This window comes from Streptomyces sp. NPDC058092 (assembly GCF_042884935.1).
Classification (GTDB): domain Bacteria; phylum Actinomycetota; class Actinomycetes; order Streptomycetales; family Streptomycetaceae; genus Streptomyces.
On the sequence record NZ_JBHVSY010000009.1, the window covers coordinates 283,119 to 303,910 of the forward strand.

Sequence of the window (20,792 nt, forward strand, 5' to 3'; positions counted from 1 at the left end):
CTCAGTCCCAGAGTCCCTGGATCCGCATGACGCCTGCGACCAGGCACATCACGGAAGCGAGCCCGAGCAGGACGATGACTCCCTTGGGCATCTGCTGCTTCGAGAAGGAGTAGACCCCGCCGGCCAGGAACAGGCCGACCAGGATCAGGATGGTGTTGAGGCCGGTCACAGCGCGCCCTTCGTGGAGGGAAGTATTCCGGCAGCGCGCGGGTCGTGCTCGCTGGCGTAGCGCAGGGCACGGGCGAGCGCCTTGAACTGGCACTCCACGATGTGGTGGGCGTTGCGCCCGTACGGCACGTGGACGTGCAGGGCGATCTGCGCCTGGGCGACGAAGGACTCCAGGATGTGCCGGGTCATCGTCGTGTCGTACGCGCCGATCATGGGCGCCATGTTCTCGGGCTCGGTGTGCACCAGGTACGGGCGGCCCGACAGGTCGACGGTGACCTGGGCCAGCGACTCGTCCAGCGGGACGGTGCAGTTGCCGAAGCGGTGGATGCCGACCTTGTCGCCGAGTGCCTGCTTGAACGCGGCGCCGAGCGCGAGGGCGGTGTCCTCGATGGTGTGGTGCGAGTCGACGTGCAGGTCGCCGGTGGTCTTGACCGTGAGGTCGAAGAGCCCGTGCCGGCCGAGCTGGTCGAGCATGTGGTCGTAGAAGCCGACCCCGGTCGACACATCGACCTTGCCGGTGCCGTCGAGGTCTATCTCGACGAGGACCGAGGTTTCCTTGGTGGTGCGTTCGACTCTTCCTACGCGGGCCGCGCGAGTCATGCGTCGTGCTCCTTCTTGGCGATCTCATTTACAAGCGTGCGTACCGCGTCGAGGAACGCATCGTTCTCTGCCGGGGTGCCCGCGGAGACCCGCAGCCATCCCGGTACGCCGTTGTCCCGGACCAGGACGCCCCGGTCGAGGATCCGCTGCCAGGCGGTGTGGCTGTCGGCGAAGCGGCCGAACTGGACGAAGTTGGCGTCCGAGTCGGTGACGTCGTAGCCGAGCGCGCGCAGCTCCGTGACGATCCGGTCGCGTTCGCTCTTGAGCTGGGCGACGTATCCGAGCAGCGTATCGGTGTGCTCCAGGGCGGCGAGCGCGGTGGCCTGGGTGATGGAGGACAGGTGGTACGGCAGCCGCACCAGCTGGACCGCGTCGACGACGGCGGGGTCGGCGGCGAGGTAGCCCAGGCGCAGCCCGGCGGCGCCGAACGCCTTCGACATGGTGCGCGAGAGCACCATGTTCGGCCGGCCCTCGATCAGCGGGAGCAGCGACGCGTGGTGGCTGAACTCGCCGTACGCCTCGTCGACGACGACCATCGACGGCCTGGCCGCCTGGGCCGCCTCGTACAGCGCGAGGACGGTGTCGGCGTCCACGGCGGTGCCGGTGGGGTTGTTGGGCGAGGTGATGAAGACGACGTCGGGCCGGTGCTCGGCGATGACCTTCCGGGCCGCGTCGACATCGATGGTGAAGTCCTCGTTGCGCGGTCCGGAGATCCAGCCGGTGCCGGTGGAACGGGCGATGAGGGCGTGCATGGAGTACGAGGGCTCGAAGCCGATCGCGGTACGTCCCGGGCCGCCGAAGGTCTGGAGCAGCTGCTGGAGCACCTCGTTGGAGCCGTTGGCGGCCCAGACGTTGGCGAGGGCGACGTCGTGGCCGGCGGTGCGGCTGAGGTAGCGGGCCAGTTCCGTACGGAGTTCGACGGCGTCCCGGTCGGGGTAGCGGTTGAGGTCGCGGGCGGCCTCGCGGACGCGCTCGGCGATCCGGTCGACGAGCGCGTCGGGCAGCGGGTACGGGTTCTCGTTGGTGTTCAGCCGCACCGGTACGTCGAGCTGCGGGGCCCCGTACGGGGACTTGCCGCGCAGCTCGTCGCGGACCGGGAGCTCGTCGATGCGGGTGGTCTTGCGGGGGGTGTTGCTGTGCGTCACTGCTGTGGAACCTCTCCGCCGAACCTGGCCTTGAGCGCGGCGCCGTGGGCGGGCAGGTCCTCCGCCTCGGCGAGGGTCACGACATGGTGGGTGACCTCGGCGAGCGCGTCGCGGGTGTAGTCGACGATGTGGATGCCGCGCAGGAAGGACTGCACCGAGAGGCCCGAGGAGTGGCAGGCGCAGCCGCCGGTGGGCAGGACGTGGTTGGAGCCGGCGCAGTAGTCGCCGAGCGAGACCGGGGCCCACGGGCCGACGAAAATCGCTCCGGCGTTGCGGACCCGGTCGGCGACGGCGGCGGCGTCGGCGGTCTGGATCTCCAGGTGCTCGGCGGCGTACGCGTCGACGACCTTGAGGCCGTCCTCCAGGTCGTTGACCAGGACGATCGCGGACTGGCGGCCGGCCAGCGCGGGCTCGATCCGGTCGGTGACGTGCTTGGTCGCGGCGACCTGCGGCTTCAGCTCGGCCTCGGTGGCGGCGGCCAGTTCCTCGGAGTCGGTGACGAGGACGGCGGCGGCCATCGGGTCGTGCTCGGCCTGGCTGATCAGGTCGGCGGCGACGTGCACCGGGTCGGCGGTGGAGTCGGCGAGGATCGCGATCTCGGTGGGGCCCGCCTCGGCGTCGATGCCGATCCGGCCCTTGAGGAGGCGCTTGGCGGCGGCGACATAGATGTTGCCGGGGCCGGTGACGAGGTTCACCGGAAGACATTCGGCCGTTCCGTACGCGAACATCGCGACGGCCTGGGCGCCGCCCGCCGCGTACACCTCGTCGACGCCGAGCAGGGCGCAGGCGGCGAGGATGGTGGGGTGCGGCAGGCCGCCGAAGGCCTTCTGCGGCGGGGACGCGACGGCGATGCCCTCGACGCCCGCCTCCTGGGCCGGTACGACGTTCATGACGACGGACGAGGGGTAGACGGAGCGCCCGCCCGGTACGTACAGCCCGACGCGCTCGACCGGCACCCACTTCTCGGTGACGGTGCCGCCGGGGACGACCTGGGTGGTGTGCGTGGTGCGGCGCTGCTCGCGGTGGACGAGGCGGGCGCGGCGGATCGACTCCTCCAGCGCGGCCCGTACGGCGGGGTCGAGCCCTTCCAGCGCCGCGGCGATCGCCGCGGCCGGAACGCGGATCGAGTCGATCCGTACGCCGTCGAATTTCTCTCCCCACTCGATCACTGCCGCCGAGCCACGATGGCGTACGTCCTCGCAGATGGGCCGCACCGTCTCCAGGGCGGCTTCCACGTCGAACTCGGCACGGGGCAGCAGGTCGCGCAGGGCTCCACCCTCGGGGAGGGCCTCGCCGCGCAGATCGATTCGAGAGATCACACCGCAATTCTCGCAGACCGCCCGCGGCGTCCGGTCGCCCGTATCACTGGCTGATACATCTCCCGGGTGTCACTGCTGACCAATAGCGTTCACGTCGTCACCCAGAGGGAAGAACAGCTCCGAGCGGAAGGGGCACCCCGTGACCGAACCGCACGACGGCGATTTTCCGGACGGTCTCAGCGCGGCCGAGCTGGGCATGTGGCAGGCCTTCCGGAACGGCAGCACCTACGATCTGCGCGCCCGCGACCCTGCGCAGGACGATCCGTTCGCGCCGCGCGTCTGGGGACCGGAGCGCAGTGTGGACGGGCGCGTCGTCGCCCGGTTGTTGCTGTCCGGGCCGCCGCCGCGGCCCGGCCGGGTCGCCGCGCTGAAGCTCCGGGGCGTACGGATCACCGGGACACTCGATCTCGCGGGCGGGCGCGTCGCGCCGTACGTCGAGATGACCGGCTGCCGCTTCGAGAACGAGGTGGTGCTGCCCGAATGCCATTTCACAACGTTGCGGATCGTCGGCTGCGCGATGCCGCGGCTGGAGGCGGCCCGGCTGCGCACCGAGGGCGATCTGCATCTGCCGCGCTGCCGCGTCAAGCGCGGGATCCGGCTCACCGACGCCCAGATCGGCACCGATCTGCTGATCAACCAGATCGAGATCGGGCCGGACCGGGGCGGGCGCGCCCTGGCCGCCGACGGGCTGGCGGTCGCCCAGGACCTCCAGGCGGAGCTGATCGAGGCGCGCGGCGAGCTGAGCCTGCGCGGGGCGAAGGTCGGCGGTTCGCTGAGTCTGCGCGGCAGCCGGCTGCGGGGCAGGGAGGGCCGGCGCGCGCTGAACGCCCCGCAGCTGACGGTGGAGCGGACGCTGTACATGAGCGAGGCGTGGGTCAGCATCGACACGGGGAACCAGGGCACCACGCCCCCGTACGGCATCGTCATGGCCCCGACCCCGGCGCGCGGGACGCGTGCACAGATCTTCGAGTGCCGCGGCGGGGTGCGCCTGGACGACGGGCGGTTCGGCGACGCGGTCGATCTGCACAAGGCACGGTTCGTGCTGGCCCGGCACGAGGAGCTGTCGCTGCGCCGGATCGTCACGCCGGAGCTGCGGTTCAACGCGGAGCGGCCCGAGGAGGGCCGGGTCGTGCTGAACGGCGCGAAGGTCGTCACGCTGATCGACGTGTCCACCAGCTGGCCGGGGCCCGGCGGCCTGGCGATGGGCGGTTTCGTGTACGAGAACCTCGTCCCGTACGGACACTTCCCGCTCTCCCGGCGCCTGGAGTGGGTGGCGGCGGCGACTCCGGAGTACGTACCGGAGCCGTACGAACGCCTCGCGACGGTACTGCGCAGCTGCGGGGAGGACGCGGACGCCCGCGAGGTGCTGCTGGCCAAGCAGCGCCGGCGGCGCGAGACGCTGCCGCCCGCCGCGAAGCTCTGGGGCTTCCTGCAGGACTGGACGGTGGCGTACGGCTACCGGCCGGGCCGGGCCGCGGTGTGGATGGCGGTGCTGTGGGCGGCGGGCGCGCTGGCCTTCTCCCGGTACGTCCCGGCGGCGATCAAACACGACGAGCATCCGGAGTGGAACCCGGCGCTGTACGCGCTCGACCTGCTGGTGCCGGTGATCAATCTCGGTCAGGACGGTTACTGGCGGATGGAGGGCAGCTGGCAGTGGGGGTCGGCCGTGCTCGTCCTGCTCGGCTGGATACTGGCCACGACGGTCGCGGCCGGCGCGTCACGGCTGCTGCGCCGGGGCTGACCGGATCCGGCCACGACCGGGGCTTCGGGCGGCAGCCCGGCCACCCCGAGGCCCGTCGCGGGGCGGCCGTCGCGGTTGCCTCGGCCGCGGCCTTCGCGGCGGCCTCCGTCGTGGCCTTCACGGCGGGGGGCCACGGTCGAACGACCGGCCGAGCCACGACCGAAGTACCGGAGACGTCTCGCCGGATCAGCGGGAACAAGCCAGATTCCCAGGCTTTCCTTTACCTTCTATTGACCAAGCCCGATACAACCCATTCACTCGGCACCAAAGCTTCACAGTGCCCCTCTGGCGCCGTCCCGACCAGCGCTTTTCAATGGTCTGCGCCATGCCATTCCTTCGCGCTCTGCTCCGTACCGCGCGCATGATCCGGCGCTCCCCGCAGGGGTCCGCCGGACTGCCGGCGGACGACGTGGTGCTGCTCGACGCCCCCGACGAGCGGCTCTCCCCGGCGCTCGTCGCCGCCGCCGCCGGGGAGTACGAACCAGCCGCGAAACTCCTCGCCGGCACCCGGGACGGCGCCGAGTGGGAGAACCGGGACCGCTACCTCGGCCGGCTCGTCACGTTCGCCCGCAACCGCGACGGCTGGCTGACCGACTGGCTCGCCGCCGCGCCGCACGATCCGGACGCGCTGCTCGTCAAGGCGGAGCTGGCGGTCCGCCGGGCCTGGGAGTCGCCCGTCCGGGCCGAGCAGCTGCGCGAGGTGGGGCCACTGATCACCGCTGCGGCCGAGAGCGATCCGCGCGACCCGGTGCCCTGGCGGCTCGCGCTCGACCACGCACGCGGCACCCACGCCACGCACACCACCTTCGAGGCGCTGTGGGAGCAGGCGATCCAGCGCTCCTCGCACCACTACGGCTGCCATGTCGCGGCGCTGCGCTACCTCTCCGCCGCCTGGTACGGCTCGCACCGCGAATGCTTCGACTTCGCCGAGCGGGCCGCCGAGGACTCGCTGCCCGGCTCACTGGTGCAGGCGCTGCCGCTGCGGGCCGCCTTCGCCCTGCTGATCGAGGGACCGCACGCCCGTACCACCTCGGTGCAGGAGGAACGGATCGACGCGGCGGCGGATCTGGCGATCACGCTGTCCGCCTCGTTCGCGCCCGGCGACCCCTGGCCCGCCGAGGTCCGCAACCTGCTGGCGTTCGTGCTGGTCGCCCGGGGCCGCTGGGGCGAGGCGCTGGAACAGTTCCGGCGGATCGGACCCCACGCGGCGTCGTTCCCGTGGTCGTCCGTCTCCGACGATCCGCTCGGCCGGTTCTTCGACGCGAGGAACGACGCGTGGCTTCGGGTGGCCCGTGTGACAACTTTGCCGGGCCGGGCCGACCGGGGCCGGCCCCGCGGCCATTACGCTTGACCGTTGTGACCACCGCTCGCCTGCCTCTGTTCCCGCTGAACGCGGTGCTGTTCCCCGGCCTCGTGCTGCCGCTCAACGTCTTCGAAGAGCGTTATCGCGCCATGATGCGCGAGCTGCTGAAGACCGACGACGACGAGCCCCGCCGCTTCGCCGTGGTCGCGATCCGCGACGGCCACGAGATCGCCCCGACGGCCGCCGGAATGCCGGATCCGACGAGCACCCCCGTCGAGCGCGGCCCCGCGGACGGCTTCGGCCCCGACCCGATCCAGACCTTCCACCGGGTCGGCTGCATCGCCGACGCGGCGAAGATCCGGGAACGGCCGGACGGCAGCTTCGAGGTCCTCGCGACCGGCACCACCCGCGCCAAGCTGCTCTCCGTGGACGCGAGCGGCCCTTATCTGACGGCCGAACTCGACGAGCTGGACGAGGAACCCGGCGAGGAGGCGGGCGCACTCGCCGAGGGCGTCCTGCGGGCCTTCCGCAGCTACCAGAAGCGGCTGGCCGGGGCGAGCGAACGGTCCCTGACGACGGGCGCGAACCTGCCCGACGACCCCTCCGTCGTCTCGTACCTGGTCGCGGCGGCCGCCGTACTCGACATCCCGTCGAAGCAGCGGCTGCTCCAGGCACCCGACACCGCGACCCGGCTGCGCGAGGAACTGACGCTGCTGCGTTCCGAGACCGCCGTCATCCGGCATCTGCCGTCCCTGCCCGCGGCCGACCTGACGCGTCCCCCCATCCACCCCAACTGACCGACCGACAGCCGACCGACCCGAGGACCCTCCCCCGTGGCGAAGAAGCCGAAGAAGCAGCAACAGCCCGGCGGCACCCCGGCGACGGTCGCGCTGACCGCGGCCGGCACGGCGTTCACCGTCCACTCCTACGACCACGACCCGGCGTCGGCCTCCTACGGCGAGGAGGCGGCCGAGGCCCTGGGCGTCTCCCCCGACCGGGTCTTCAAGACCCTGGTCGCGGAGGTGGACGGCACCCTCACCGTGGCGGTCGTCCCGGTGGCCGGCTCCCTCGACCTCAAGGCGCTGGCCTCCGCGGTGGGCGGCAAACGGGCCACGATGGCAGACCCCGCGGCGGCGGAACGCACCACCGGCTACGTACGGGGCGGCATCTCCCCCCTGGGCCAGCGGAAGCGGCTGCGTACGGTGCTGGACGCGTCGGCACGGTCCCACGAGACCATCTGCGTCTCGGCGGGCCGCCGCGGCCTGGAGGTCGAACTGGCCCCTGTGGACCTGGCGTCGCTGACGGGGGCGGTGTTCGCGGGGATCGGCCGGGGGTAGGCCACCCGAGCGGCCTCGCGCAGGGGTGGGCCGCCCGGCGCTTTCCTCGTCGAGGCCCCCGGCGGGGGCGCTACTCGATGACGACGACCACCACGAAGACGACGATCGTGGCAAGGACGGCGAGCCCTCCGAGGCCGAGCAGGATCAGCGCCGTGAGGTTCCCGATGAAGCTCCCCGCGGCCCGCCACCCCCGCGACGTCAGTCCGGCGACGCGGCGTGCGGGCTCAGGGTCTGCGGCCGTTCTGGTTGCTTCGGGGGCGTACTGCTCGCTGAGTTCGTGCCCACGTCGCCGGTAACCGGAGATCAGTTCGGCCCAGCCGTCCGGGACACGTAAATCGTGCAGCCCGTGCGACCGGTCCGTGAGGGCACGTCCCTCGACCATCGCGCGCAGTTCCGCGGGCCGTGGGCGGTTCGCCGGATCGGGGTCCAGGCATGCGCGGACGACCGGGTGCAAGGCATCGGGGACACCGTCGAGGCTGACTGCTCCGCGGGAGACCAGGGCCAGCAGACGCACAGGGTCGCCGGTTTCGGCGTACGGGGGCCGGCCACTGGCCAGGGTGCAGAGAGTCGCCCCCAGGGAGTACACGTCACACGCGGGCGTCGCGGGTTCACCGCGCGCCTGCTCCGGCGCGATGTACGCGATGGTGCCGAGCGTCACCCTGGTACGGGTCAGGTCGGTGGCGTGCGAGATGCCGAAGTCGATGAGCCTGACCCCGTCGGACGGTCGCAGGATGTTCTGTGGCTTCAGATCGCGGTGGATCACCCCGGCCGCGTGAAGCGCGTCCAGAGCGACGGCACAGGCACCGGCGACGTGGGCGACGGCCGCGGGCCGAGCGGGACCGCAGCGCGTGACCAGTTCGCCCAGGGAAGGGGCCGCGATGTACTCCGTGGCCAACCAGGGCCGAAGAACGTGCGGATCGGCATCCAGCACGCAGGCGGTGTGCGGTCCGGCCACCCGCTGGGCCACCGCGACCTCGCGGGCGAAGCGGGTCCGGTCCTCCCGCTGCACCTCGCCCTCCGCCAGCAGAGTCTTGACCGCGGCCAGGCCCGGTGCGCCGGGGCGGACCGCGAGGTACACACGGCCCATACCGCCTGAAGCGAGGCGCCCGATGAGCTGGTACGGGCCCAGCACGGCGGGATCGGACCGGTGCAGCGGGTGCAGGATCACGCCGGTGTCAGACACAGAACCTTCCCTCGGTCGGGGAACCTGTACAGGACCCTCGTCCGTGCCGGGCAGCCCGACTCGACCGGCCCGAACTCCAGGACGTGCAGCACCGCGTAGTCGGCCGGCGCCGTATCCGAGCAGCTCACGGTGGTCGCGAACACAGGGTCGGGCTTCAGAAGCGTGACAGCGACGGTGCTGCCTGGGGTGGGCTCAGCGCCGAGGACGCACTCCCCCCGGTGAAAAATTCGCTCAAGACACAGGCCGGTGGTGCCGGCCGTGCTGGTGTGGAGCCACGGCATCGTGTGGTACGAGGGGTAGCAGCGGTCCGCGGGCCCGCCCTTGTCGACGGCGACGACGCGCCAGTCGGCGTCGTCCGCGAGACAGGGGGCCCGCTGCGGCATGCGGGAGAGCCATCCCAGATCAGGGCCGAGGCCGGTCCCTACGCATTCGCCGACCCGCATCCCGGAGAAGGCGCGGTCGGTTGCGTCCGGCTGTCCGGCCTGACGCGCCGCGTAGTAGCCGTACACGCCCAGGGCGGCCAGGGTCAGCAGCACGGCAGCCATCACCGTCTGCACCACGCGGACGAAGACTCGCGCGCCCCGACCGTGCGGCGCGTCCGAATCCGCGTGCTCGGCTGTCCCCTCCGGGTCCGCGTGAGCGGCGGTTCGGTCGGCGTGGTCGGGGGCGCCGCCGGGGTGTGGCGATGTGCCGGGCGCGGCTTCCCAGTCCGTGGTCAGGGGCCGGGTCTGTGGGGGACCGGCCTCTTCGGCCGGTCGCACCGGGTGTCCGTCCGCTGCCGCACGCACGACCGCGCCCGGGTCGGCAACCAGTTCGTGGCCCCGGCGTGCGTAGGCTTCGATGATCCGGGTCCAGGGCGTGGGCAGCCAGCCTCCCGCATCCGGCGCCGTCGGCATCTCGGCCAGTTCGAAGGTGAAACGCTCCAACAGGTCGGTCACCTGAGGCCGGTCGCCGGGATCCGACGCCAGGCAGTTTCGGACCACCGGACCGAGTTCGTCGGGGAGCCCGGTCAGGTCCACCCGCGCCTCCGCGACATATGTCAGCAGCGGCAACATCTCGACATCGGGCGGGTAGGGAGCCCTTCCCACCGCAAGGTGGAAGAGGGTGGCACCGATCGAGTACATGTCTGATGCGGTGGTGGACGGCTCGCCACGCGCTTGCTCGGGTGACGTGAACGCCACTGTTCCCAGGGTGAGCTGCGTACGTGTCAGGTCTGTGGCGTGGGAGATCCCGAAGTCGATCAGCCGCGGCCCGCCGAGAGGCAGCAGCAGGTTCTGCGGCTTCACGTCGCGGTGCACGATGCCGTGCCGGTGCAGCTCGGCCAGTGCCTCCAGGGCACCGCGTGTCACCCAACGGGCGGCTGTACCGGTCAGTGGGCCCGCGTGGAGAACCAGTTCGGCCAGGGAGGGCGCGGGTATGTACTCGGTGGCGAGCCACGGCCGTTCCGCCTCGGGGTCCGAGCCCAGTACACGGGCGGTGCGCGCCCCTTCCGCACGACGGGCGACCTTCACCTCCCGGGCGAACCGCCGGCGATCAACGGGGCTGATCTCGCCTTCCGCCAGGAGCGTCTTGACTGCCACCAGCCCACCGTCGGTAAGGGAACGCCCTAAGTAGACGCGCCCCATTCCGCCCGCCCCGAGACGGCCGATCAGGGGGTACGCGCCGAGACGTACCGGATCGTCCTCGTCCAGAGGCTGAATGTCCGCCCAGCTCGCCGACACGAACCACTCCCCCACTCCGCACGGACCATGACATGCGCATGAATAGAGGGGAGATTAGCGCCGATTCAGCAGAAAGAGCTTCCTGGAACGAAATCCGAACGCACATCGCGCCCCGCATCCGGCCGATCCACGGGTCTCACCCATCCGGCCGGTCCAGGGGAATCGTCGGGCAGGCCCTCTGCCGCTCACACGGCTTCATCCGCCGCGACCGACGCCGGGCGTCGCGGCGGGGCAAAGCCTGCCGGGCGGGGCACCAGACCGGCGGCACGCTCCCACCCGCACCCATATCCCGCCTAGGCCCCAGCCGGCGGCACACCTCCACCCGCACCCGAAGCACCGGGTCCCGCCCCCGGCACGGGCCCAGCCGCGGCCCACCCCGGAAACGCCCCCCACTCCGGCTCCGGATCCCGCGGCCCGAACAACGCGGTCAGCCCGAGATGAACCGCCATCGCCCCGATCGACCACACCAGCAACGCGGCCCCCTTCGCCCGCAGCCGAAGAGGCGCGTCGAAGACCACGCCCTTGCCGACCGCCCGCGCGTGCGCGACCACGTCCTGGTTCGGTCCGAGCCACACCCCCAGCCGCCAGGCGAGCAGCGAACCGAACAGCCCGCCCAGTGCGAGCCCCACCACGAGGGCGATGCCGCCACGCCGCTGGAACCAGAAGACCAGCGCCGCGGAGAGCGCGCCGAAAGCCAGCGCGAGCAGCACGAACGTACCGTCGGCGCCGATCGCCTCCTCGCCCTCGCTGTCGCTGAGGAAGACGGCCGTGCCGTCGGAGATCAGCGGAACCCGCGGGGCCAGCCACACCCAGAGGAGTCCGAGCCCGATACCGGAGACGGTCACGAGCACGGTGACGACAGCGGCCCGCCGCAGATCCGACCCGTGGTCGTTCTCCCCCTGGGACTCCGCCAGGGCCCCGGAGCCGGGGCCACCAGGACCACCGGGCCCACCCCATTTCGGCGGGGTCTGCCAGGAGCCGTTGGACGAGGGCTGGTGCGGCGGCGTCAGAGGTGCTGTCACCGTGCCATCGTGCCAGGCGTCCCTGTGCCACGCCTCACCGGACCGCTGCCCTGCGGTACGCCCAGGTGGCCACGGCCAGAGAGAGGACGCCGACAACGGCGCAGACAGCGAGATCCAGCGCGACGACCGCCCAGTCGGGGTGGGCGTCGAAGGACCGTGAGAGCGCCTCGACACCGTACGTCGAGGGCAGCAGATCGCGGGCCCAGCCGATCGGCGCGGGCAGCCGGTCGGCCGGCAGGACGCCGAGCAGCAGCGCCGCCGACATGCCCAGCTGCCCGAGCAGCGTGGCCAGCTCCTGCCGGGGCGCGAGCAGCCCCAGCGCGGCGCCGAGCCCGGAGAGCGCCGCCCCGGAGAGCGGAATGACGGCGACGAGCACCCACAGATGCGTCAGCGGCAGCCCGAACAGCACGCTCCCCGCCACGGCCGTGACGATCGTGCCGGGAACGGTGAAGGAGGCGTACGCTCCGGCCGCGCCGAGCACCACCGCGGCGGGCGGCACCGGCAGGGTCGCGTAGTGGTCGAGCCCGCCGCCGGCCCGCAGCTGCCCGAAGTACTGGGCGAGCAGGTTGAGCGCGACGAAGGCCACCACGAGGACGCTGGAACCGGCGACGACGGCCCGCGCCTCGGAGCCGTCGTCCACGACCCCGCGCATCAGCACCATGATCCCGACGGACTGGAAGGTCGCGACGAAGAGCAGCGGGATACGGGCGACCCTGGCCCGGGACAGCTGGGCGCGGTAGACGGCCGCGAGCGAGGGGAACAGCCGGGCCCGCGGCGCGAGCGGCGCGGGGGCCGCCCCGTGGTGGCCGTCGTCCTCGCGGCCGGCACGGCCGCCCTCGGCCGCCCGGGCAGGTCCGGTCACCGCCTGCGCGGGAACGATGCTCGTCACCTGGCGCTGCTCCTGTTCGCTCCCTGCCGAGCCACGCACGCGCGCCCGGCCGCCCCGCTCGTCCCGGTCGCCCCGCGCGCCCCGCCCACTCCGGTCATGCCTTCACCAGCCCCTTGGTCGCGTCCCCGCCGAGCGCGAGGTAGACGTCCTCCAGGCTGGGCGTCGCCAGCGTGAAGTCGTCGAGTGCCGCGAAGGCCGCGCCGCCGGTCACGGCGGCGACCGCCGCCCGTGCCTCGTCGGGGCCGAGCCGCAGCACCCAGCGCCGCCCGGACTCCTGGGCCGAGCCGCGCAGCGCGGCCACTTCGGGTACGTCCAGGGGCGCCCGTTCCCGCCACACCAGCTCGACCCGGACCTCGCCCGCGACCCGCTCCTTGAGCCCGGTCGGCGTGTCGCAGGCGATGACCCGGCCGCGTTCGATCACGGCGACCCGGTCGAGGACCGTCTCGGCCTCGATGACGTTATGGGTGACGAGCAGCACCGTCGCGCCGCGTTCGGCCCGGCGCCGGTCCACGGCAGCCCAGACGGCGCGCCGTGCGACGGGATCCATCCCGGTCGTCGGCTCGTCCAGCACCAGCACCGGCCGCTCGCCGACCAGCGCGGCGGCGAAGCAGGCGAGCCGCCGCTGTCCGCCGGAGAGCTTCTTCAGGGGGCGTGCCGCGATCTCGGTGAGGCCGAGTTCGTCGAGTACGGCGTCGCGTTCGGCGCGGGCGTCCCGTACCGGCAGGCCGCGCAGCCGTCCGGTGGTCTCGGCGGCGAGCGACACGGTCAGTTCGTCGAGGGCGGTGGACTCCTGGCCGAGGTACCCGATCAGCCGGGCGGCCCGCTCGGGATGGCGTACGAGATCGTGGCCCAGCACGGTGACACTGCCGGAGTCGGGCCGCATCAGCCCGGTGAGCTGCCGTACCAGGGTGGACTTTCCGGCGCCGTTGGGGCCGAGGAGTCCGAAGATCTCGCCGCGCCGCACATCCAGGCTGATCCCGTCGGTGGCGCGCACCTCGGGGGTGCCGGGCGCACCGCGGCGGCCGCGGGCGGCGGGATAGGTCTTGACCAGATCACGCACCGCGCACACGGTCCCGGTCTGCGCCTGTGCTGTGCCCGTACTCACGAGGTACGAGAGTACGGGGTCGGATGCCCCGGATCGCGCCCGGGGCCGTGCCGGCCGGGCACCGTTGGGGCGATCGCCGACCGGGCTGCCCGCCCGCGGGCCCGCCGTGGCGTCAGTCGGCGAACGGCCCCGTCCGCTCCGTCACGGGGGTGTGTTCGGCCGCGGCCCGTACGTCGATCTCCCGCCAGAATCCCGCCCGGATCGCGTAACGGTCGTGCTCGTCGATCTGGTCGTCCTTGTGGGCGAGGAGGCCGAACCGTGCCGCGTACCGCAGGAGCTCGCCGTCGATGCGGTGCGGGATGCGCGGGTACATGGTCGACAGCTTCTGCAGATGGGTGGTCTCCGGCAGCCGCTCCATCCAGCGGCGGGCGAAGACCTGGCCCACCTCGAAGGGGTCGCCGCCGACGGTGGTGATGTCCTCCTCGCGGTCCGCCCAGCGCTGCTCGGCGCTGGTGAGCTGGGCCAGTGTCGGGAGGGACGCGGTTTCGGCGGGCTCGCCCAGGCCGCCGCGGTCCATCCAGCCCTTGTCGGAGGACCAGCGCAGGGTCGCGTTGGCGGGCGAGGGCTGGACGGCCTGGGTGCCGGGGCCGCGCAGGCTGCCCGCCAGGTCCTTGGGGGTGGGGACGCCCCTTCCGCCGGGGCCGGGCCGGTCGGCGGGGGTGGTGGTGCTCTCCGCCGAAGCGGGGACGGTGCCGTCGGTGTCGGCCGCCGCCCGGGCCTCCGAGGCCCGCTCGGCGGAGGCGGCGAGGGCCGCCTCGGGCAGCGGTGCGGAGAGGATCGCGGCGATCTCCGGGCGGGGCGCGGGCGGCGGGGAGCAGACGCCGCCGGTCTCCTTGGCCTGTACGGCCTGGGTGATCCAGGCCCGGTCGAGCACCCTTCGTTCGTCGGCCTCGGCGACCAGGTCCTCGGACTGGTTGTAATCGCCGTCGGCGGCCTGGACGGCCCATAGGTGGACGGCGACGCCGTGTTCCTTGGCGGACATCAGTCCGGGCAGCAGATCGCCGTCGCCGGTCACCAGCACCACGTCGGAGCAGGCACGATTCCTGGCCAGTTCGGTGAGCTCGGCGTGCATCGCGGCGTCGACGCCCTTCTGGGCCCAGCGCCCGTCACTGCGGGTCAGAGCCCCGAGCCGGACGGTCACCCGGGGCATCACCCGCAGTCTGCGGTGCTCAGGCTGCGGTACGCGGTCGGGGGCGCCGTCGAACCAGTAGATCCGCAGCAGCGGCTGCTGCGTGTCGGCCTCGGCCAGCTCGCGCAGGCCCCGGATGAGGGCCGCGTGGTCGACGGTGATGCGGGAACGGGCGGGCTCTCCGGCCAGCAGACTCGCGGCTGCACCAAGGAGGTAGCCGGCGTCCACCAGGACGACGCAACGGTCCACGCGTTCCACCCTCTTCCAGAAGTTCGGGTGTGGTCCTTGCCAAGGGTTTCCTTCGAGTCTGCCCGACCGCGCAGGGGTTGACGGCCGGAACTCGATCATCGGCGTGGCGAATCCGGAAAACGGCGCATGATACCCCCTCACTACGCACGGTAATGATCCAACATGCACGCTTTAACCCACTATGTGAATCTGAACGCGGTCCTGGCCCCGAGAGTCCCCGTAGGAGGAACACCATGGCCAAGAACAAGAACCGCAAGCAGAGCAGCCAGCAGAACCGCGCGTCGTCCCGCCCGGAGCGCGGTGCGGAAGAGCCCAAGTCGACTGCTTACGAGTCGCAGATACAGCCTCAGTCGCAGGCCCAGGGCAGCCCTGCTGATGTCGCCCGTAAGCACCAGCGGCGCTTCGGCCACAACTGACCGGGCAGATCTCCGGTCCCGGCCTCAGGCCGGGTGGCCGAAAGGGGCGCTCCCGCTTTCGCGGGGCGCCCCTCTCGTACGTCGGCCGTGAACCGGCTCAGCCGGCCAGGCAGGACGGTCCGAGCAGCACCTTCAGGTCGCCGAAGAGCGCCGGGTCGGGCTTCACACGGTGCCGGTCGAGCCGGAGCACCGTGGTCTTGCGGGGGCCCTGGAGCTTGATCCGCACCTCGGTGTCGCCCCGGTGGTTGCTGAGGACCTCGCCGAGGCGGCTGACCATCGGCGGGGTGATCTTGACCGTGGGGATGGTCAGGACCACGGGGGCGTTGGTGCCGGCCGACGAGATGTCGGGGACCTGCATCTCCATGGCGACGAGCCGGGGCACGTCCTCCCGCTTGTCGAGGCGTCCCTTGACGAAGACGACGGTGTCCTCGACGAGCTGGGTGGAGACCAGTTGGTAGGTGGCGGGGAAGAACATGCACTCGATGGATCCGGCCAGGTCCTCGACGGTGGCGATGGCCCAGGCGTTGCCCTGCTTGGTCATCTTGCGCTGCAGGCCGGAGATGATGCCTCCGAGGGTGACGATGGCACCGTCGGAGTGCTCCCCACCGGTCAGCTGGGAGATCGAGGAGTCGGCCTTGTCGGACAGCACGTGTTCCAGGCCGAAGAGCGGGTGGTCGGAGACGTACAGGCCGAGCATCTCGCGCTCCTGGGCCAGCAGGTAGGACTTCTCCCACTCGATGTCGGAGAACTCCACGTCGAGCCCGAAGCCCGGCTCGTCGCTCTCCTCCTCGCCCATGCCGCCGAAGAGGTCGAACTGGCCCTCGGCCTCCTTGCGCTTGACCTGCACCACGTTGTCGATCATCGGCTCGTGGTGGGCGACCAGGCCCTTGCGGGTGTGGCCCATCTCGTCGAAGGCGCCGGCCTTGATCAGCGATTCGACGGTGCGCTTGTTGCAGACGACCGCTTCGACCTTGTCGAGGAAGTCGGGGAAGGAGCTGTACTTCCCCTTCGCCTTGCGGCACCGGATGACTGAGTCGACGACGTTCTGACCCACGTTCCGGACGGCCGTGAGGCCGAAGAGGATCACGTCGTCGCCCTGCGCGGCGAAGTTCGACAGCGACTCGTTCACATTGGGCGGCAGCACCTTGATGCCCATGCGACGGCACTCGTTGAGATAGACCGCAGACTTGTCCTTGTCGTCCTTGACCGAGGTCAGCAGCGCCGCCATGTACTCGGCGGGGTAGTTCGCCTTCAGGTACGCGGTCCAGTAGGTGACCAGACCGTACGCGGAGGAGTGTGCCTTGTTGAACGCGTATCCGGCGAACGGGACCAGCACGTCCCACAGGGCCTTGATCGCGGCGTCGGAGAAGCCCTTCTCCTTGGCCCCGGCCTCGAAGAGGACGAAGTTCTTCGCCAGTTCCTCGGGCTTCTTCTTGCCCATCACGCGGCGCAGGATGTCGGCTTCGCCGAGCGAGTACCCGGCGACGATCTGGGCGGCCTTCTGCACCTGCTCCTGGTACACGATCAGGCCGTAGGTGAGGCCGAGGACCTCCTTGAGGGGCTCCTCCAGCTCCGGGTGGATCGGGGTGATCTCCTGGCGGCCGTTCTTGCGCTCGGCGTAGTTCGTGTGCGAGTTCATGCCCATCGGGCCCGGCCGGTACAGGGCCGAGACGGCGGAAATGTCCTCGAAGTTGTCGGGCTGCATCTGGCGCAGCAGGGAACGCATCGGCCCGCCGTCGAACTGGAACACGCCGAGCGTGTCGCCGCGGCAGAGCATGTCGTACGTCTTCGGGTCGTCCAGCGGGAGGCCGAGCAGGTCCAGCTTCACGCCCTTGTTGGACTCAACCATCTTGACGGCGTCGTCCATGATGGTCAGGTTGCGCAGGCCCAGGAAGTCCATCTTCAGCAGGCCGAGCGACTCGCACTGCGGGTAGTCCCACTGCGTGATGGTGACGCCGTCGGTGTGCCGCACCCAGATCGGGGCATGGTCGACGATCGGCTCGCTGGACATGATGACGCCCGCGGCGTGCACGCCCATCTGCCGGACCAGGCCCTCGACACCCTTCGCGGTGTCGATGACCTTCTTCACGTCCGGCTCGTTCTCGTACATCCCCCGGATCTCGCCCGCCTCGCTGTAGCGCGGGTGCTTGGGGTCGGTGATGCCGTTGAGGTCGATGCCCTTGCCGAGGACGTCGGCGGGCATGGCCTTGGTGAGCCGGTCGCCCATCGCGTACGGGTAGCCGAGGACGCGGGCGGAGTCCTTGATGGCGTTCTTCGCCTTGATCTTGCCGTACGTGCCGATCATGGCGACCTTGTCGGCGCCGTACTTCTCCGTCACGTACCTGATCACTTCGACGCGCCGGCGCTCGTCGAAGTCGATGTCGACATCGGGCATGGAGACGCGCTCGGGGTTGAGGAACCGCTCGAAGATCAGTCCGTGCTCGATCGGGTCGAGGTCGGTGATGCCCATCGCGTACGCCACGATCGAACCGGCCGCGGAACCTCGGCCGGGACCGACCGCGATGCCGTTGTTCTTCGCCCACATGATGAAGTCGGCGACCACGAGGAAGTAGCCCGGGAACCCCATCTGGATGATGATGTCCATCTCGTACTCGACCTGCTTCTGCCGGTCGTCGGGGACACCGCCCGGGAAGCGGCGCTCCATCCCGCGCCGCACTTCCTCCTGGAACCAGGTGATCTCCGTGAACCCGTCCGGGATGTCGAACTTCGGCATCAGGTCGCGCTTCTCGAACATGCCGCCGGTGTCGATCTGCTGCGCGACCAGCAGCGTGTTGGCGCACCCCTCCTGCCAGGCGTCGGAGGAGTCGACGGCGTACATCTCGTCGGTCGTCTTGAGGTAGTAACCGGTGCCGTCGAAGCGGAAGCGGTCCGGGTCGGAGAGGTTCTTGCCGGTCTGGATGCACAGCAGCGCGTCGTGGGCCGTGGCCTCGTGCGCGTAGGTGTAGTGCGAGTCGTTGGTCACCAGCGGCGGGATGTTCAGCTTCTTGCCGATTTCGAGGAGTCCGTCACGGACCCGGCGCTCGATCTCGATGCCGTGGTCCATCAGCTCCAGGAAGTACTTGTCCTCGCCGAAGATGTCCTTGTAGTCGGAGGCCGCCTGGACCGCCTCGTCGAACTGGCCGAGCCGCAGCCGGGTCTGCACCTCGCCCGAGGGGCAGCCGGTGGAGGCGATCAGGCCCTCGGACCACTGGGAGATGGTCTCCTTGTCCATCCGCGGCCACTTCTGCAGCCAGCCCTCGGCGTACGCGTCCGAGGAGAGCCGGAAGAGGTTGTGCAGCCCCGTCGCGTTCGACGCCCAGATCGTCTTGTGGGTGTAACCACCCGAACCCGAGACGTCGTCGCGCTTCTGGTGCGGCTGGCCCCACTGGATCTTCCGCTTGTGCTTGCGCGACTCCGGAGCGACGTACGCCTCGATCCCGATGATCGGCGTCACGCCCGCCTTCTGCGCCGAATGGAAGAAGTCGTAGGCACCGTGCAGGTTGCCGTGGTCCGTCATCGCGATGTGCGACATGCCCATTTCATTGCAGGCAGCGAACATGTCCTTGAGCCGCGCGGCACCGTCCAGCAGCGAGTACTGGGTGTGGACGTGAAGGTGCGTAAAGGGCGGCTTCGACGACACGGTTTGTGGCCTCCGGGCGAGCAGGGCGGGTGAGGGGGACAGCGTCGAAGTCTACGTCGCGACACCGATACTCCGCGGCCTGTCACTCGGAGCGCGCACCGTCGAAAACAATGAGGTTGCCGAGATCACAGACGCAGCGGTCAGCAGCCTCCACCCTCGCACGTGGGCGTGGCGGCAAGCCGACCACGGCACGAACCCGGCAGCCGGCCCGGTAGCTTCCACGCTCCTCGGGAGACCACACATTCCAGGCGTCCCACATCGACTGTGCGGCCGCGCGCATTTCCCACCCATCCGAGGTGGAATCCCCCACACATCACCCGAATCAGTGCCTGTGGCCGCGCTTTCCGGGTCCGGGCACTGATGCCGCGCCTCCGGCGTTCTCAGCAGGAGGGCAGACAGGAAGGCCCTGTCATCAACGAAGGAAGCAGGCCGGCAATGCGCAGCACTTTCGAAGTCTCGGACACCGACCGCGAGGAGCAGATCCTCGCGGTCTTCGAGACTGCCTTCGGAGAGCTCCTGGCCGCAGACCCGACAGCCTTCCGGGTCAAGTTCCGCAAGATGGCCGCATCACCGTTCGCGTTCTACAGGGGCACCGCCTGCCTGTATTACGCCGATCTCAGCTCGACGAGGAACGCGGACCCCTATCTGGACGAGCGAACCAGCAGGGTGTGGGTGCACGGCGATCTGCACGCCGAGAACTTCGGCACGTACATGGATTCCAATGGCCGCCTGGTCTTTAATGTGAACGACTTCGATGAAGCCTTCGTAGCCCCCTTCACCTGGGACCTCAAGCGGTTCGCCGCCTCCGTCGCGCTGATCGGGTACGCGAAGGCGCTGGGCGACGACCAGATCACCGAACTGGTCCGGATCTACGCGGCGGCCTACCGCGAGCGGATCCACGCGCTGGCGACGGGCGCGAAGAACGACGAGGTGCCGCCCTTCACGCTCGACACGGCCGAGGGCCCGCTGCTGGACGCGCTGCGTGACGCCCGGTCGCTGACCCGGTTCTCGCTGCTGGACTCGATGACGGAGATCCGGGACTTCGAGCGCCGCTTCGCGCCGGGCGGCAGCTCGGTCGATCTGGACGCGGCGACGCGCTACAAGGTGCTGGCCGCCTTCGACGGCTATCTGGAGACGCTGCCGGAGTCGAGCCTGACCCGCCCCGACTCCTACCGGGTGAAGGATGTCGTCGGCCGTCGCGGCATCGGCATCGGTTCGGCCGGGCTGCCCTCGTACAACATCCTTCTGGAGGGCAACAGCGACGCCCTGGAGAACGATGTGGTGATCTATCTCAAGCAGGCGCAGACCCCCGCGGTCTCCCGGCACGTCACCGACGCGGCCGTGCGCGAGTACTTCCAGCACGAGGGCCACCGCACGGTCATCTCGCAGCGCGCCCTGCAGGCGCACGCCGACCCGTGGCTCGGCTGGACCGAGCTGGACGGGGCCGGGCAGCTGGTCGCCGAGGTGTCTCCGTACGCGGTCGATCTGGACTGGTCCGACATCGACGAGCCGGAGGAGATCGCCGCGGTCGTCGCCGACCTCGGCCGGGCGACGGCCACGATGCACTCCGCGGCGGACGACGAGAGCGGCCACTCACTGGTGCCGTTCTCCACGGAGCGGGCGATCGACGCGGCGATCGCGGCGGACGAGGAGGGCTTCGCCGGCCTGCTGGTGGACTTCGCCCACAGCTACGGCGCCCGGGCCCGCGCCGACCACCAGATCTTCGTGGACCTTTTCCGCAACAGCCGGATCCCCGGACTGTAGGGCTCCGCACGCAGCCGCCCCCTTCGGAGGGGCGCTGACAGGTTCACATGCGACACTCCTC

17 protein-coding genes are annotated in these 20,792 nt (G+C 70.8%); 6 read left to right on the top strand and 11 right to left on the bottom strand.

Annotation, left to right across the window (positions count from 1 at the left end; genetic code table 11):
• Position 1: 1 nt before the first annotated feature.
• The 4 genes from ACFVV1_RS17935 to hisD are packed head-to-tail and all read right to left on the bottom strand — an operon-like array spanning position 2 to position 3,232.
• Positions 2-169 carry a hypothetical protein gene (locus tag ACFVV1_RS17935; protein ID WP_389990144.1) on the bottom strand — a complete coding sequence of 56 codons (168 nt, stop codon included), beginning with the start codon at positions 167-169 and terminating at the stop codon, positions 2-4.
• On the bottom strand, positions 166-768 hold the full coding sequence (hisB, locus tag ACFVV1_RS17940; protein WP_389990145.1) for an imidazoleglycerol-phosphate dehydratase HisB: 603 nt from the start codon (positions 766-768) through the stop codon (positions 166-168). The genes ACFVV1_RS17935 and hisB overlap by 4 nt, the downstream gene beginning before the upstream one ends.
• Entirely contained in the window at positions 765-1,913 is a 1,149-nt protein-coding gene (locus tag ACFVV1_RS17945) for a histidinol-phosphate transaminase (RefSeq protein ID WP_389990146.1), read from the bottom strand. Before ACFVV1_RS17945 ends, hisB begins: the two co-directional genes overlap by 4 nt.
• The gene (gene hisD / locus ACFVV1_RS17950) at positions 1,910-3,232 is read right to left on the bottom strand and encodes a histidinol dehydrogenase (RefSeq protein ID WP_389990147.1); all 1,323 of its coding nucleotides are present in this window, start codon (positions 3,230-3,232) and stop codon (positions 1,910-1,912) included. Before hisD ends, ACFVV1_RS17945 begins: the two co-directional genes overlap by 4 nt.
• Before the next feature lie 139 nt (positions 3,233-3,371).
• Between hisD and ACFVV1_RS17955 the strand changes: the two genes are divergently transcribed.
• The 4 genes from ACFVV1_RS17955 to ybaK all read left to right on the top strand — a co-directional run bounded on the left by ACFVV1_RS17955 (position 3,372) and on the right by ybaK (position 7,613).
• Positions 3,372-4,973, top strand: coding sequence for an oxidoreductase (locus ACFVV1_RS17955; protein WP_389990148.1), 1,602 nt, complete (start codon positions 3,372-3,374; stop codon positions 4,971-4,973).
• 313 nt (positions 4,974-5,286) lie between these two features.
• Positions 5,287-6,324, top strand: coding sequence for a hypothetical protein (locus tag ACFVV1_RS17960; RefSeq protein WP_389990149.1), 1,038 nt, complete (start codon positions 5,287-5,289; stop codon positions 6,322-6,324).
• A 5-nt stretch (positions 6,325-6,329) separates the two neighbouring features.
• Positions 6,330-7,073, top strand: a complete 744-nt coding sequence (locus tag ACFVV1_RS17965) for an LON peptidase substrate-binding domain-containing protein (RefSeq protein WP_389990150.1) — start codon at positions 6,330-6,332, stop codon at positions 7,071-7,073.
• A gap of 36 nt (positions 7,074-7,109) precedes the next feature.
• On the top strand, positions 7,110-7,613 hold the full coding sequence (ybaK, locus tag ACFVV1_RS17970; protein ID WP_389990151.1) for a Cys-tRNA(Pro) deacylase: 504 nt from the start codon (positions 7,110-7,112) through the stop codon (positions 7,611-7,613).
• Positions 7,614-7,683: 70 nt separating this feature from the next.
• On the opposite strand, the gene ACFVV1_RS17975 is transcribed toward ybaK, so the two are convergent.
• From ACFVV1_RS17975 to ACFVV1_RS18000, 6 genes are all read right to left on the bottom strand, one after another.
• Positions 7,684-8,796 carry a serine/threonine-protein kinase gene (locus ACFVV1_RS17975; RefSeq protein ID WP_389990152.1) on the bottom strand — a complete coding sequence of 371 codons (1,113 nt, stop codon included), beginning with the start codon at positions 8,794-8,796 and terminating at the stop codon, positions 7,684-7,686.
• Positions 8,778-10,517, bottom strand: a complete 1,740-nt coding sequence (locus ACFVV1_RS17980) for a serine/threonine protein kinase (protein ID WP_389990153.1) — start codon at positions 10,515-10,517, stop codon at positions 8,778-8,780. The genes ACFVV1_RS17975 and ACFVV1_RS17980 overlap by 19 nt, the downstream gene beginning before the upstream one ends.
• Positions 10,518-10,810: 293 nt before the next feature.
• The gene (locus ACFVV1_RS17985; protein ID WP_389990154.1) at positions 10,811-11,539 is read right to left on the bottom strand and encodes an ABC transporter permease; all 729 of its coding nucleotides are present in this window, start codon (positions 11,537-11,539) and stop codon (positions 10,811-10,813) included.
• 34 nt (positions 11,540-11,573) lie between these two features.
• Complete coding sequence (locus tag ACFVV1_RS17990; RefSeq protein WP_389990155.1) at positions 11,574-12,428, bottom strand: ABC transporter permease; 855 nt, start codon at positions 12,426-12,428, stop codon at positions 11,574-11,576.
• A 94-nt stretch (positions 12,429-12,522) separates the two neighbouring features.
• The gene (locus ACFVV1_RS17995) at positions 12,523-13,497 is read right to left on the bottom strand and encodes an ABC transporter ATP-binding protein (protein ID WP_389990185.1); all 975 of its coding nucleotides are present in this window, start codon (positions 13,495-13,497) and stop codon (positions 12,523-12,525) included.
• 148 nt (positions 13,498-13,645) lie between these two features.
• Complete coding sequence (locus ACFVV1_RS18000) at positions 13,646-14,920, bottom strand: NYN domain-containing protein (RefSeq protein WP_389990156.1); 1,275 nt, start codon at positions 14,918-14,920, stop codon at positions 13,646-13,648.
• Between the two features lie 224 nt (positions 14,921-15,144).
• Between ACFVV1_RS18000 and ACFVV1_RS18005 the strand changes: the two genes are divergently transcribed.
• The gene (locus ACFVV1_RS18005) at positions 15,145-15,327 is read left to right on the top strand and encodes a hypothetical protein (RefSeq protein WP_351258585.1); all 183 of its coding nucleotides are present in this window, start codon (positions 15,145-15,147) and stop codon (positions 15,325-15,327) included.
• A gap of 97 nt (positions 15,328-15,424) precedes the next feature.
• Here ACFVV1_RS18005 and dnaE read toward each other — a convergent pair whose 3' ends face one another.
• Complete coding sequence (dnaE, locus tag ACFVV1_RS18010) at positions 15,425-18,967, bottom strand: DNA polymerase III subunit alpha (RefSeq protein WP_389990157.1); 3,543 nt, start codon at positions 18,965-18,967, stop codon at positions 15,425-15,427.
• A 435-nt stretch (positions 18,968-19,402) separates the two neighbouring features.
• Between dnaE and ACFVV1_RS18015 the strand changes: the two genes are divergently transcribed.
• Positions 19,403-20,731, top strand: coding sequence for a DUF2252 domain-containing protein (locus ACFVV1_RS18015; protein WP_389990158.1), 1,329 nt, complete (start codon positions 19,403-19,405; stop codon positions 20,729-20,731).
• Positions 20,732-20,792 lie beyond the last annotated feature (61 nt).

Coding starts and splice junctions, on each gene's coding strand:
- hisB (WP_389990145.1), bottom strand. CDS start 768: ATGACTCGCGCGGCCCGCGTAGGAAGAGTCGAACGCACCACCAAGGAA.
- ACFVV1_RS17960 (WP_389990149.1), top strand. CDS start 5,287: ATGGTCTGCGCCATGCCATTCCTTCGCGCTCTGCTCCGTACCGCGCGC.
- ACFVV1_RS18005 (WP_351258585.1), top strand. CDS start 15,145: ATGGCCAAGAACAAGAACCGCAAGCAGAGCAGCCAGCAGAACCGCGCG.
- ACFVV1_RS18015 (WP_389990158.1), top strand. CDS start 19,403: ATGCGCAGCACTTTCGAAGTCTCGGACACCGACCGCGAGGAGCAGATC.